The 13,895-nt window shown below is 36.0% G+C and carries 9 protein-coding genes; 8 read left to right on the forward strand and 1 reads right to left on the reverse strand.

Features of this window, described 5'->3' with window-relative positions; translation table 11 throughout:
• Nucleotides 1-69: 69 nt before the first annotated feature.
• From GTZ96_RS15480 to GTZ96_RS15505, 6 genes are all read left to right on the forward strand, one after another.
• Nucleotides 70-351: a F0F1 ATP synthase subunit epsilon gene (locus GTZ96_RS15480; RefSeq protein ID WP_161644817.1), complete on the forward strand. Its 282-nt coding sequence runs from the start codon at nucleotides 70-72 to the stop codon at nucleotides 349-351.
• Nucleotides 352-413: 62 nt separating this feature from the next.
• Nucleotides 414-1,586: an aminotransferase class I/II-fold pyridoxal phosphate-dependent enzyme gene (locus GTZ96_RS15485; RefSeq protein ID WP_161644818.1), complete on the forward strand. Its 1,173-nt coding sequence runs from the start codon at nucleotides 414-416 to the stop codon at nucleotides 1,584-1,586.
• Between the two features lie 24 nt (nucleotides 1,587-1,610).
• Complete coding sequence (locus GTZ96_RS15490; RefSeq protein ID WP_161644819.1) at nucleotides 1,611-2,021, forward strand: putative signal transducing protein; 411 nt, start codon at nucleotides 1,611-1,613, stop codon at nucleotides 2,019-2,021.
• Nucleotides 2,022-2,642: a dethiobiotin synthase gene (gene bioD / locus GTZ96_RS15495; RefSeq protein WP_161644820.1), complete on the forward strand. Its 621-nt coding sequence runs from the start codon at nucleotides 2,022-2,024 to the stop codon at nucleotides 2,640-2,642.
• Nucleotides 2,643-2,752: 110 nt separating this feature from the next.
• Nucleotides 2,753-4,024 carry an adenosylmethionine--8-amino-7-oxononanoate transaminase gene (gene bioA, locus GTZ96_RS15500; protein WP_161644821.1) on the forward strand — a complete coding sequence of 424 codons (1,272 nt, stop codon included), beginning with the start codon at nucleotides 2,753-2,755 and terminating at the stop codon, nucleotides 4,022-4,024.
• Between the two features lie 198 nt (nucleotides 4,025-4,222).
• Entirely contained in the window at nucleotides 4,223-5,377 is a 1,155-nt protein-coding gene (locus GTZ96_RS15505) for a beta-ketoacyl synthase N-terminal-like domain-containing protein (protein WP_161644822.1), read from the forward strand.
• Nucleotides 5,378-5,499: 122 nt separating this feature from the next.
• On the opposite strand, the gene GTZ96_RS15510 is transcribed toward GTZ96_RS15505, so the two are convergent.
• Complete coding sequence (locus GTZ96_RS15510; RefSeq protein WP_161644823.1) at nucleotides 5,500-5,991, reverse strand: regulatory protein RecX; 492 nt, start codon at nucleotides 5,989-5,991, stop codon at nucleotides 5,500-5,502.
• Between the two features lie 380 nt (nucleotides 5,992-6,371).
• Here GTZ96_RS15510 and GTZ96_RS15515 point away from each other — a divergent pair, with 380 nt between their 5' ends.
• Nucleotides 6,372-11,396 (forward strand): T9SS sorting signal type C domain-containing protein, encoded by a 5,025-nt coding sequence (locus tag GTZ96_RS15515; RefSeq protein WP_161644824.1) that lies wholly within the window; start codon nucleotides 6,372-6,374, stop codon nucleotides 11,394-11,396.
• A 543-nt stretch (nucleotides 11,397-11,939) separates the two neighbouring features.
• On the forward strand, nucleotides 11,940-13,895 hold a 1,956-nt coding region (locus GTZ96_RS15520), incomplete at its 3' end, for a hypothetical protein (RefSeq protein WP_207720195.1).

Below are 13,895 nucleotides of genomic sequence, written 5' to 3' on the forward strand. Positions count from 1 at the left end.
TTGGCAGTTTTCAGTTGGCAGTTTTCAGAACTTCTAACTTCTAACTTCTAACTTCTAACTTTAAAAAATATGATTTTAGAAATAGTATCACCAGAAGCGTCTTTGTTTAAAGGAGAAATAACATCAATAACTTTACCGGGTGTTGATGGAAGTTTTCAAATTTTGAATAATCACGCTCCAATAGTGTCCTTACTTCAAAAAGGAACTGTAAAAATTACAGCGCCAAGTTTTAAGTTTAGCAAAGAAGCAGCAAAATTATTTTCGAAAGTAAATGATCAAAACTACACTTTAGCTATTTCTTCAGGAACTATTGAAATGAAAGACAATAAAGTAATTGTTTTAGCTGACTAAGACAATTTAGATTTATAAAGAACGTCAAGCTTTGCTTGGCGTTTTTTTTTTACTTTTGATTTATGAGAAATCTACCTAATATTCTTAAAGCAAAATTAGAATCCAGAATTCAAAATAATGCACTACGTCAATTGCCTTCTGAGGCTAATTTAATCGATTTTGCATCCAATGATTATCTTGGTTTTTCAAAATCAGAACAGATTTTCAACGATACCCATCAATATTTGTTAGATAATACTTTTGTCCAAAATGGAGCAACAGGTTCCCGATTGCTTTCTGGAAATCATAATTTATATAGTGTAACAGAAAATTTTATTAGCAAATTTCATCAAGCTGAAACTGCGCTAATTTTTAATTCTGGTTATGATGCAAATGTGGGATTCTTTAGTTCTGTTCCTCAAAAAGGAGATTTGATTTTATACGATGAACTGTGTCATGCCTCCATTCGCGATGGAATCCAATTGTCTTATGCGAAAGCCTATAAATTCAATCACAATGATTTTGAAGATTTAGAAAGAAAGATTATCAATTTCAATGGCAATAACAATAGCAATTTCAATCAAAAAGCTTCAATCATTTACATTGTGACTGAAAGTGTGTTTTCGATGGATGGAGATACGCCAAATTTGGAAGAATTAGTTCATTTGTCTGAAAAACACCGCTGCTATTTAGTTCTTGACGAAGCGCATGCTTTGGGTGTTTTTAGTGATAAAGGTCAAGGATTGGTTCAGGAATTTGGTGTTCAAAACAAAGTTTTCGCCCGAATTATGACTTTTGGAAAAGGTTTAGGTTGTCATGGAGCGGCTATTTTAGGTTCTCAGGAGTTGAAGCAATATTTGGTTAATTTCGCCCGAAGCTTTATTTATACAACAGGACTTTCTCCTCATTCGGTCGCGACAATTTTAATTGCTTATCAGAATTTAGAAAAAGAAAATAAGGATATTGAGTTGCTGCGTGAGAATATCATCCATTTCAATCAGCAAAAGAATTTGTTGGGTTTAAAACCAATTTTCGTTCGAAGTAAATCATCTATTCAATCTGTTATTATTCCGGGAAATGAAAAGGTGAAATCTATTGCTAAGCAACTTCAGGAAAAAGGTTTTGATGTTAAAGCTATTCTTTCGCCAACCGTTCCCGAAGGGCAGGAAAGACTACGATTTTGTTTACACGCTTTTAATTCGAAAGATGAAATTTCGAATGTTTTGCAATTGTTGAGTACTTTTGTTTTTAAATAGGAAGAGATATATAGATCCAAACAAATGGGAGAATCAATTTTTACATTAATAGGAAGATATCAATATACATCAGAAGCAATGATTTTCAAAGGGAAATTAGAATCTGAAGGAATTGAAGTTTATATGAAAGATAATTATACAATTGAAGCTAATCCATTGTATAGTAATGCTATGGGAGGTGTGAAATTGTATGTTAAAAATGAAGATTTGCTAAGTGCTCAAGAAATTTCATTACAAATAAGTGAAGTTTCATTAGATGATAATAATAAACCTATTAAATGCCCAGATTGTGGAGTAGAACAAATAGGTATGTTTACTTCGATAAAAGATTTAAAATCGTTAATCACGTTCACATTCTCAACACTTCTTTTAGGAATTCCATTTCGTACGAAGCATAAGTATAGATGTGACAAATGTAAATTTGAATTTAAATAAATGAAATTATTTATAACAGGAATTGGTACTGATGTAGGCAAAACTATTGCTTCAGCAATTATAACCGAAGCCTTGGAAGCAGATTATTGGAAGCCCATTCAAGCAGGGGATTTAGACACATCAGACAGTCATAAAATAAAGGCTTTTTTATCGAATGATAAAACGGTAATTCATCCCAATAGTTTTGCTTTAAATACGCCAGCGAGTCCACATTTGGCTGCTGAATTGGACAATATTGTTATTGATTTAGAAAAAATAGCAGAACCAATAACTAACAATCATCTTGTGGTTGAAGGAGCAGGAGGGCTTTTTGTACCGTTGAATGATTCTGATTGTGTGATTGACTTAATAAAGAAAGATTACAAAGTAATTGTGGTTTCCCGTCATTATTTGGGCAGTATTAACCATACTTTACTAACTATAGAAGCTTTGAAAAGCAGAAAAATTGGCATCGCAGGAATTCTGTTTAATGGTAACGAAAATCAATCCACAGAATCTATTATTTTGAATAAAACAGGGGTAAAATGTATTGGAAGAATTGAAGAAGAACCTTATTTTGACCAAAATGTAATTCGAGAATATGCTGATTTATTTCGAGAGAATCTTTTACAATTGCAATAACAATTGCAATAACAATTGCAATAACAATTGCAATAACAATTGCAATTTCAAAAATCAATCGCAATTTCAAATCTGAAATCAAAAATCATTAATCTTCAATCTGAAATCAAATGACTTTAACAGAAAAAGACAGCCAATACCTTTGGCATCCATATACCCAACATAAAACAGCTCAAACGCCTATTGCTATTACAAAAGGCGAAGGTGCTTTGCTTTGGGACGAAAACAATAAACAATACATCGATGCTATTGCTTCGTGGTGGGTGAATCCGTTTGGACATAGTAACAAATTTATTGCCGATGCGATTTATAAACAACTAACGACTTTAGAACACGTACTCTTTGGAGGTTTTACGCATGAACCAGCGGTAGTCTTAGCAGAAAAATTGATTCGAATTTTACCCAACAATCAACAAAAAATATTCTTTTCTGATAATGGTTCGACTTCGGTTGAAGTGGCTATAAAGGTAGCTTTGCAGTATTTTTTCAATAAAGGCGAAAAACGAACGACCATTATTGCTTTCGAAAATGCTTTTCACGGCGATACTTTTGCAGCTATGGCGGCAAGCGGAATTTCGTTTTACACCCAGGCTTTTCAAGGAATGTTTATTGATGTGGTACGCATTCCGGTTCCTGTAAAAGGACAGGAACAACAGAGTTTTGATGCTTTGAAAAAAGTGATTCAGGGGTACAATTGCGCTGGATTTATCTTTGAACCTTTGGTACAAGGAGCTGCCGGAATGGTAATGTATGAGCCGAATGCTTTGGATGAATTAATCCAAATTTGTAAAGAAAACAAGGTGCTTACTATTGCCGATGAAGTCATGACTGGTTTTGGAAAAACAGGAAAAACCTTTGCTATGGATTATGTTGAGCAAATGCCTGATATGATGTGCTTATCTAAAGCATTGACAGGCGGAACGATTCCGATGGCAATTACCACTTTTACCCAGGAAATATTTGAAGCTTTTTATGATGATGATATCAATAAAGCTTTGTTTCATGGACATACTTTTACAGCCAATCCTACAGGTTGTGCCGCGGCTTTGGCAAGTTTAGAATTGTTGCAAACTCCCGAAATGCAAGCCAATTTAGTTCGTGTAAATGCAAGTCATATGGTGTTTCAAGAGCATATTAAGAATCATCCAAAAGTGACTACTACCCGGGTTTTGGGGACTATTTTTGCATTGGAAATAAAGAAAGAAAGCGAAGAAAGTTATTACGGAACAATGCGTACTAAGTTGTATAATTTCTTTATCGAAAACGGAATCATTCTGCGTCCGGTAGGAAATATTGTTTACATTTTACCGCCTTATATTATTACGGATGCCCAATTGCAAAAAGTCTATGAAGTGGTCGAAAATGCATTGGAAATAGTTTAGAATTTAACCACAAAGAACACAAGGGAGGCACTAAGAGCACTATCAAAAACTGTTTCCTGTATGTTTTAACCGTATTTTATTTTCAACTACTGATTAAATATAAGCTTTGTGAGCCTTGTGCTTTCTTTGTGTTCTTCGTGTTTAAATAGTTCCATTTTTACAAAAAACTTTGCGACCTTTGCGGTAAAATAAATAGCCTTGTCAACAATAATTTCGATTACAGCTCTAGCATCTATTTCTTCTTTGGGTAATGATTCAAAAACCATTTGGGAAAATTATCTTTCTGAAAAGCACTGTTTCACTAAAAAATATTTAGATAATCAGAAAACCTGGGTTGCTTCATTAGATGAAAATTCACAACAAATTGTGGCTGAATTGCAGCAATCGGATGTCAAGTATAAATCATTAGACAAATCGGTTTTGTATGCTATGGTTGCTTCGCGCCAAGCGGTTGAAAATGCAGGATGGGATGCGAATTCGGTTTTCGGAATCAATATCGGTTCTTCGCGTGGAGCGACTGATTTATTCGAAAAACACTTTCAGGAATATTTAGAAACCGGCAAAGCGCAAACATTGGCTTCGCCAACAACCACTTTGGGAAATATTTCTTCTTGGGTTGGACATGATTTACAAAGTACCGGACCTGAAATCTCGCATTCTATTACTTGTTCTACAGCCTTGCATGCTCTTTTAAACGGTGTGGCTTGGTTGCGTGCTGGAATGGCCGATAAATTTCTTATCGGCGGAAGTGAAGCTCCATTAACTGATTTTACAATTGCTCAAATGCGAGCATTGAAAATATATTCGCATAGTGATGAAGCTTATCCCAATCAAGCGTTGAATTTAGACAAAAAACTAAATTCTATGATTCTGGGCGAAGGAGCGGCCGTTTGTTGTCTCGAAATGGGGAAGAAAGACAATGCTTTGGCTTTTATAGAAGGAATAGGTTATGCTACTGAAATTTTGGAACATAATATTTCTATTTCGGCTGAGGCGACTTGTTTTCAAAAATCGATGAAAATGGCTTTGCAAAATACCAATCCAGAAGAAGTTGATGTAATAGTGATGCATGCTCCAGGCACCAAAGCAGGAGATTTAACGGAGTACAAGGCAATTCAGAAAATCTTCGGTGAAAGCCTTCCGATGTTAACTACAAATAAGTGGAAAATTGGACACACTTTTGGCGCTTCTGGAATGTTGAGTGTGGAATTGGCGGTTTTGATGTTACAACACAATCAGTTTATTGGAGTTCCTTTTGCGAAAGCGCAAAACCAAACGAAAGCGATAAAAAAGGTATTGGTAAATGCTGTAGGTTTTGGTGGTAATGCGGTGAGTGTTTTGTTGGGGATTTAACCACGGAGCTCACAAGGAAGGCACAAAGTCCACAGTTTTTTTACACAGATTTAACGAATTTTCACGGATGATTTGTTGTGTTTTAATTAAATGATTTTTATAATTGAACACTAAAAAACTGATCACTGATTACTTGAGAACTGATCACTGCTTTCTAAGTCCCGAACTTTGTCATAAACCAGATTACTTTCAAATCCGCGTCTTAGCATAAAATCACAAAATTTCTTTCTTTTCTTCAAAACATTTTTTTCCTGAATGGATTCCCAATTTCTATTTGCCAAAGTATCAAAAGTGCTATAATATTCTTCGGGACTAATTTCTTTTAAAGCGATAGTAATCAAAGTTTGATTGATGCCTCTGAATTTTAATTCATTGGTGATTCGAATCTTTCCCCAATATTTGATACGGTGTTTTCCTCGTGCAAAACTACAGGCAAAACGCTCTTCGTTTAGAAAATTATCGTTTATAAGATGTGCTATAATGCGATCAATCTCATCCGAATCCATTTTCATGCTTCGCAATTTTTGCTCTACCTCTTCGTGACAACGTTCCTGATAAGCACAATAATGTTCTATTTTTTGGAGGGCTTCTTTGATGGAATAGACTTCTTTCATGTGTTTTCAGCTGAGTTTCTTTAATCCAAAAATAGCAATTTTTGACTGTATCAGGATTATTATATTTTAAAACGATAATGTAAAAATGCGGGATAAGTAGTTAAAGGTTTTAAAATAGATAAGATATAAGGGGTTTTTAATAGAAATTGACTGATTTTACAATGTTTTTCCTATTATAAATACAGTAAAATTCTTATTTAATATTTGATTTACAGTTGTTTAACTAATGAAATTGTGTTTAATCGAAAAGAAAGGTATTTGTAAAATAAAGTAATTTATGTTTCTTAATTTTATATATTTAACCTGCTGTAATTCAGGTTATTGTTTTTATTAAAAATGGAGTTTTAGGATGGTTTGTTGAATATTAAAAACGATCAATCATGAAAAGAAAATTACTTCAAAATTTTGAACTTAATCATATAACGCAAAAAAAATACTCAATTATACTTTTGATTGGATTGTTTATTGTGGGATTTAATCAAAATGTAGCAGCCCAGTGTTTTATTACTACTTCAGGTACAGTAAATGCTAGTACATTTACATGTGGGACTTCACCACTAAGTACTTGTAATGGAACTTTAACAATTGGAAACGGATCTTCGATTACGAGTATTTATATGGATGCAGAATTGAATTTAACATGTTTAGGTGCTATTCAGGTTATTGTAAAAAATAACGGCTCATTTGATTTTTCACCAGGGAATAATCGTTTGCTTCTTGCCGAAGGTTCATCGATAACTTTTGAACCGGGATCTGATTTGATTGGAGGATCTTGTAATGCATCTGAACGAATTTATATAGGGACAAATTTATTAGCGAGTTGTAATGGTGGCGCAGGTGCTGATTTAAGTTTTGCTGATTTATTGGCTTATGCTGGTACGGGTAGTTTGGCCTCAAATAGTCCAGTTTGCGTTGGCAGTCAAATAACCCTTACGGCAACACCTCCTCCAACTTCTTCAGGAACTTTTACTTATTCTTTTTCTGGTCCGGGTCTTGCAGCGACTTCTTTTTCTTCCAGTCCAACATATAGTTTTACTGCAACCTCTGGCTCAGGTGGAACATATCAGGTTAAAATAAAAAATTCGGGTATTACAAATCCCATGATTGCTGAAATTTCTGTTAGCGTAAATACTTTACCAGCCACACCAACAATAACTGCAGGAGGTTCAACAACTTTTTGTGCAGGAGGTAGTGTGACATTAACATCAAGTGCCGGAACAACTTATTTATGGTCAACAGGCGAGACTACTGCAAGTATAACACCTACAACTTCAGGGAGCTATACTGTAAAAGTGACTAATGTAAATGGATGTCAAAGTGCATCATCATTGGCTACAGTGGTAACTGTATATCCAATCTCTACTATTGTTTTAACAAGTGGTACACAAAGCCCAACTGTTTGTGCAGGAACAGCAATCACAAATACCGTTTATACATTTTCAGGAAGTGCAACTAATGCCTCTGTAAGTGGATTACCGGCTGGATTGTCTTCTGCAGTGAATGTAGGTGCTAAAACAGTAACTATCAGCGGAATCCCAACAGCAAGCGGTACATACACAATAACAACCAGTGGGCATACTGCTCCATGTACTGCCGCTACAATAAGTGGTACAGTGACTATGAACGCAGCATCTTCTATCGTTTTAACAAGCGGTACGCAAAATCCAACCGTTTGTGAAGGAACTGCTATAACAAACACTGTTTATACTTTTGCAGGAAGCGCAACTAATGCTTCAGTAAGCGGATTACCGACAGGGTTGTCTTCAGTTGTGAATGTAGGAGCTAAAACGGTAACTATCAGTGGGATCCCAACAGCAAGCGGTACATACACAATAATAACCAGTGGACATACCACTCCATGTACTGCTACTACAATAAGCGGTACAGTAACTATGAACGTAGCATCTGCCATCGTTTTAACAAGTGGTACGCAAAATCCAACTGTTTGTGAAGGAACTGCAATCACAAATACTGTTTATACCTTTGCAGGAAGCGCAACTAATGTTTCAGTAAGCGGGTTACCGGCCGGATTGTCTTCTGCGGTGAATGTAGGCGCTAAAACGGTAACTATCAGTGGAACTCCAACAGCAGGTGGAACATACACAATAACAACTAGTGGACATACTGCTCCATGTACTGCCGCTACAATAAGTGGTGCAGTAACAGTCAATGCTTTACCTAACAACGTAATTAATGGTTTTTCGGCAACTACTATTTGTGCTGGAGGTAGTCCCCAATTGACTTTTGATGCCGAAGATTCTGCTTTTTCAGCACCTTATAGTATCACTTATAAAAACGATGCTACTTTGATACAATATACAATTGCAATTCCATCTTCGTCAGCCTATAGTTTTGCACCAGCAGATAATCCGACATCAAATACTGGTTATACATTGATTTCTATTTCAAATGCTTCTTGTACGACGACTACAGCAGGTATTGTAGATTCCGGAGCTAATTTAATTGTTCGACCTATTCCTACGGCAACTATTAGTGGGACAACAAGTGTGTGTGTGGGAGATTCGTCTCCTAATATTACATTTACAAATCCTCAGACTGTTGCTGTAACGGTAACTTATACTATTAATGGAGGAACAAATCAAACAATAAATATTGCTGCAACTAGTTTTTCAAATATTGCAGTTGCTACAACCGTTGCAGGGGCTTTTGTTTATAATTTGGTTAGTGTAGTTTATCAAAGTAACCCAAATTGTTCCAATGCGCTCTCTGGTAGTGCAACGGTAACTGTCAATCCAAATTTGCCTGCGAGTGTGAGTATTTCAGCTTCACCCCCTGGGGCAATTTGTTCAGGAACATCTGTGACGTTTACAGCTACCCCAACTAACGGAGGCACAACGCCAAGTTATCAATGGAAATTAAACGGTGTAAATGTTGGTTCAAATTCGACCACTTATGCAAATGCAGCATTGGCTAATGGAGATGTTGTAACTTGTGTGATGACATCAAATGCTACACCTTGTTTAACAGGAAGTCCTGCGACTTCAAACAGCAGTACAATAACGGTTAATGCTTTGCCAACCGCAGGATTAACAAGCAGTGATGCCGACAATACATTTTGCGCAGGTACATCTGTAACTTTTACAGCTTCAGGAGGAACGAATTATAATTTTAGAGTTGGAGGGTCAAGTGTTCAGAATAGTGCTATTGCTACTTATAGCACAACAGCTTTAACTAATGGACAAGTAGTTGATGTGATTGTGACAAATTCTTCTGGATGTATTGCGACCAGTTCAGGAATAGCCAATACAGTTAATGCTTTGCCAACCGCAGGATTAACAAGCAGTGATGCGGACAATACATTTTGCGCGGGTACATCTGTAACTTTTACAGCTTCAGGAGGAACGAATTATAATTTTAGAGTTGGAGGATCAAGTGTTCAGAATAGTGCTATTGCTACTTATAGTACAACAGCTTTAACTAATGGACAAGTAGTTGATGTTATTGTGACAAATTCTTCTGGATGTATTGCAACCAGTTCAGGAATAGCCAATACAGTTAATGCTTTGCCAACAGCTCCAACAGTTGGAATTCTTATTCAACCAACATGTGTTGTGACAACAGGAAGTGTCGAGTTAAGTGGTTTACCTGCTTCTGGTACGTGGACTATAAATCCCGGTGGTTATACAGGAACGGGTACTACAACTATTATTTCTGGTTTGGTTGCGGGTACTTATAATTTCACGGTTTCTGATGGAAGTTGTGCTTCATTGACTACAGCAAATGTAGTTATTAATCCAGTGATTACAAATACTTGGACTACATCTTGGTCTAATGGTACTCCAACAATTTTACAAGCCATTGTTTTTAATGGAAACTTTTCTTCTATTGCCGATTTGGACGCTTGTTCTTGTCAAGTTACAACTGGAGCTAGTGTTGTTATAAATTCAGGACATACTTTAAAAATAACCAATCAAGTAGAAGTTTTAGGTACGGGTTCGTTAACTTTCGAGAACAATGCGAGTTTAGTGCAAATTAATGATGCTGCAATAAATACAGGAAATATTAACTATAAACGCTATACTACTCCAGTAAGACGTTATGATTTTACCTATTGGTCTTCTCCTGTTATGGGACAAACTTTATATAATTTGTCGCCTAATACCTTAGGGGATAAGTACTATGGTTATAATCCAAATACAGGCTGGGTGATTTATTATAATGGAGCCGCTACTATGATAGCTGGTAATGGGTATCTTATCAGAGCTCCACAAACATTCAGTATTACTGTTGCTGCAATAGATACGAATCCTGTGTTTATTGGAAAACCGAATAATGGTGTGGTATCTTTAGCATTGACTGCAAATAAATCTTATCTTCTGGGGAATCCTTATCCATCTGCTATTAATGCGGATGTGTTTTTGGATACAAATTCGGCTGTGTTAGAAGGAACACTTTATTTTTGGACTCATAATACATCTCCTAGTAATGCTATTGGTACTAATACTTATATTTATACCACAAATGATTATGCAACTTATAATAGAACAGGTAGTGTAAGTACAGGGATTGCTGCTGTTACTGGTGGATTGGCGCCAACGGGTAAAATTGCGGCAGGTCAGGGATTTTTTGCGCCAGCAAAGGCTACAGGTAATGTAGTGTTTAATAATAGTATGCGAATTGTAGGAGGAGCTTCAGGAGTGAATAATTCGCAGTTTTTTAAATTAAGCACTGCTTCTAAAACAAGTACTGCTGCTGTTACAACCGAAAAAAGTCGTATTTGGTTGAACTTAACCAATAAGGAAGGCGCTTTCAAACAAACCTTAGTTGGGTACATCACAGGAGCAACGAATAATTATGATGCTGGTTTTGATGGTGTAAGTTATGATGGAAACCAATTTGTTGATTTTTATAGTGTGAATCAAGCGGTAAATCTATCTATTCAAGGACGAGAGCTCCCTTTTGAAAAGAAAGATAGTATTGCACTAGGTTATAAATCGACAATTAAAGGTGAATTCCAAATAAGCATTGATCATGCTGATGGAGAATTAACGTCACAAGCGGTATTCTTAGAAGATAAAGTGCTGAAAGTTTTACACGATTTAAGAAAGGAACCTTATAGTTTTAATACTGAGGTAGGAAGATTTAATAGTCGTTTTGTGTTGCGTTATGTAGATAAAAATGCAGTCCAGTTAGTAGTTGATACGCTGCAAATTGATAAAACGGTATTGGTTTCGGTAAATAAAAATGAAATTAGTGTAAGTTCTACAGAAGATTTGATATCAAAGATTATTATTTATGATGTTTCAGGGAAAATTCTTTATCAAAAAGACGAAATAGCAGCCAATGATTTTGTAGTGCAACATTTGCTATCTACTCAACAAGTACTTTTTGTAAATGTAGTTTTGACAAATGGAAAAACAACTTCAACAAAAATAATTTATTAGTACAGAGTCACTAAATAAATTTTGGATTTATAATTATCCCGATTATTAAAGTAATCGGGATTTTTTGGTTATAAATCATTTTTCAAGGATGTTTTTTTGCAGAAAGTAGATATTGATTAATACCATTTAGAATTATAAAACAGTTTTTTGTTTACCTCGCCCCAACCCTCTCCAAAGGAGAGGGAGTTGGAAAATTGGATTATTTTATATTTCTAAATGGTATAAAACAATTTACCCTTATATTTGAAAAAAGCTCCGATTATAAAAACGAAGCTTTGACTTTTCAACTTACACACTTTTTGGGATAGTGTCCTAAATAATGTAGTATATAAATTGAGATAACAAGTAGTTGCTGTTCAATACTACTTGTTTTGCTCTTTGAAAAGAGTTCAAAGTCTTGATAACAGGCTTCTTGACGAGTATAAATGCAGATAAACGACTTTGTTATTTAGTCTTGTTTCTATTGATTTATTTCGTGGCATGTATTTTTTTTATTAGAATACAGCAATCCAAATACCACTTGTTTCTAAATTAATACAATTTATGAGAATATTTTTATATAAGATTAATGTTTTTTCCATTATATTATTAATCACTAATTTATTTTTATTAAATAGTGTATTTGGGCAATGTCCAGCCAGTGGTTCTTATACTATTAGTTCTAGCCAAAACTGGACAGCTATATCAGGTATTAGTACCTGTAGTTCTGCTTTAACAACAGCAAATAGTACTTTTAATGGTAATGTTTCTATAAGTTATTCTGGATCAAATAACAACTTGACTTTTAATGTTAATAATTTAATAATTAATGGAAGTCTTGTTATATCGAGTACGGCAAATGGAAATGTTTTTACAGTTGCCGCAAACACAACTTTAACTATTATTGGAGATTTAGGCGATCCTGCAAACAATAATCTTTCATATCAATTAGGGAGTGGGGCTGTGTTAATTGTGACTGGTACAATTTATGGAAAAAATGGAAATACAATTGGTGGGTCTGGAGGTATAGTATCAGCAGGAGGAGTAAATTTCTCCCCGGGTAATTTAGATTGTGTAACAAACGATTGTCCTAAATTAAATATTACCACATGTACAGATGGAGGAACGGCTTGCAGTGCAAATGATAATAATATATGTAGTTCAAGTTATGGAGGTAATGTTAGTAGTAATCAATCTTCGTGTTTAAGTAGTTTTGATCCTGCGCTTTTGACGGTAAGTGGTTTTACAGGTTCGGTTCTTAGATGGGAGAAAAGCACTGATGGAGGGACTAGTTGGGTAGGAGTGAACAATACAGGATTAACTTATGATCCTCCATCTGTTTCTACCACAACTATGTATAGGGCTGTTATCTTGAATACTTCATCAACCTCTTGTATTTCATATTCAACATCTGCAACTGCTACTGTTTCAGCACCAGCTCCTACTACCCCGGGAGCGATTACTGGAACAGCTACACAATGCCCTTCTCTTACAGGACAAACTTATAGTATAACAGCAGTTGCAAACGCAACAAGTTATTCATGGACAGTTCCTACTGGATGGAGCGTAACGGCTGGAGCTAGTACAAATGCTATAACTGTTACATCAGGTACATCAGGACAAAATGGAAATATTACTGTAACTGCTGTCAATTCTTGTGGAACAAGTGCTTCACAGATTTTAGCAGTAACAGTACGTTCAGTTTTTACATCAGGTACAATCACTACCACGGGGGAAACGATATGTAACGGTGGTACACCGATAACTACCATAGGAAGTGCCACAGCATCCAGTGGTGGAGATGGTACTATTACGTATTCATGGCGTTCTTCAGCAGACGGTTATACAGCTGCTATATCTGGAGCTACAAGTTCCACTTATTTGCCACCTGCGGGATTAACGACAACAACAAGCTATCAGCGTTATGCGAAAGACGGAACCTGTAATACCACACCAACGTTATCAACAGGAACTTGGACAGTTGCAGTACGTTCAGTTTTTACATCAGGTGCAATCACTACCACGGGGGAAACGATATGTAACGGTGGTACACCGGTAACTACTATAGGAAGTGCCACAGCATCTAGTGGTGGAGATAATACTATTACGTATTCATGGCGTTCTTCAGCAGACGGTTATACAGCTGCTATATCTGGGGCTACAAGTTCCACTTATTTGCCACCTGCGGGATTAACGACAACAACAAGCTATCAGCGTTATGCGAAAGACGGAACCTGTAATACCACACCAACGTTATCAACAGGAACTTGGACAGTTACAGTACGTTCAGTTTTTACATCAGGTACAATCACTACCACGGGGGAAACGATATGTAACGGTGGTACACCGGTAACTACCATAGGAAGTGCCACAGCATCTAGTGGTGGAGATAATACTATTACGTATTCATGGCGTTCTTCAGCAGACGGTTATACAGCTGCTATATCTGGGGCTACAAGTTCCACTTATTTGCCACCTGCTGGATTAACGACAACAACAAGCTATCAGCGTTATGCGAAA

Source organism: Flavobacterium undicola (assembly GCF_009909155.2).
Taxonomy (GTDB): Bacteria; Bacteroidota; Bacteroidia; order Flavobacteriales; family Flavobacteriaceae; genus Flavobacterium; species Flavobacterium undicola.

Bases quoted from the DNA above. Each gene is read 5' to 3' on its own strand.
- GTZ96_RS15515 (WP_161644824.1), top strand. From the start codon at position 6,372: ATGAAAAGAAAATTACTTCAAAATTTTGAACTTAATCATATAACGCAA.
- GTZ96_RS15490 (WP_161644819.1), top strand. From the start codon at position 1,611: ATGGGAGAATCAATTTTTACATTAATAGGAAGATATCAATATACATCA.
- GTZ96_RS15480 (WP_161644817.1), top strand. From the start codon at position 70: ATGATTTTAGAAATAGTATCACCAGAAGCGTCTTTGTTTAAAGGAGAA.
- GTZ96_RS15510 (WP_161644823.1), bottom strand. From the start codon at position 5,991: ATGAAAGAAGTCTATTCCATCAAAGAAGCCCTCCAAAAAATAGAACAT.
- GTZ96_RS15485 (WP_161644818.1), top strand. From the start codon at position 414: ATGAGAAATCTACCTAATATTCTTAAAGCAAAATTAGAATCCAGAATT.
- bioD (WP_161644820.1), top strand. From the start codon at position 2,022: ATGAAATTATTTATAACAGGAATTGGTACTGATGTAGGCAAAACTATT.
- bioA (WP_161644821.1), top strand. From the start codon at position 2,753: ATGACTTTAACAGAAAAAGACAGCCAATACCTTTGGCATCCATATACC.